Below are 370 nucleotides of genomic sequence, written 5' to 3'. Positions count from 1 at the left end.
CATCTGGGAAGGCCGCACCGCGACCTTGCGTCCGAACCCGCTGGTGGTCGATCGTTTCTCCGAACCCCAGCGTGCGTTGTCCATCGCCCGCATCGAATGTCACTACTTCACCAACAACGCTTTCCTTGAGCCGAATCAGCTGATCCGCGACATGGGCAAGATCGCCCATTTGCCCGGCGTCATCGTCCATGGTCGCTATGACGTGATCTGCCCGCTGGACAACGCCTGGGAACTGCATCAAGCCTGGCCGAACAGCGAACTGCAGGTGATCCGCGACGCCGGCCATGCGGCCCGCTGGACAACGCCTGGGAACTGCATCAAGCCTGGCCGAACAGCGAACTGCAGGTGATCCGCGACGCCGGCCATGCGG

At 63.0% G+C, this 370-nt stretch carries 1 pseudogene; it reads left to right on the top strand.

Annotation, left to right across the window (positions count from 1 at the left end):
- Positions 1 to 349 (top strand): annotated as a pseudogene (locus AC1DF0_RS32660) (hypothetical protein); the annotation flags it as partial.
- Positions 350 to 370 lie beyond the last annotated feature (21 nt).

Source organism: Paenibacillus sp. 05T425, assembly GCF_056396205.1.
This window is presented reverse-complemented; position numbering and strand designations above follow the sequence as displayed.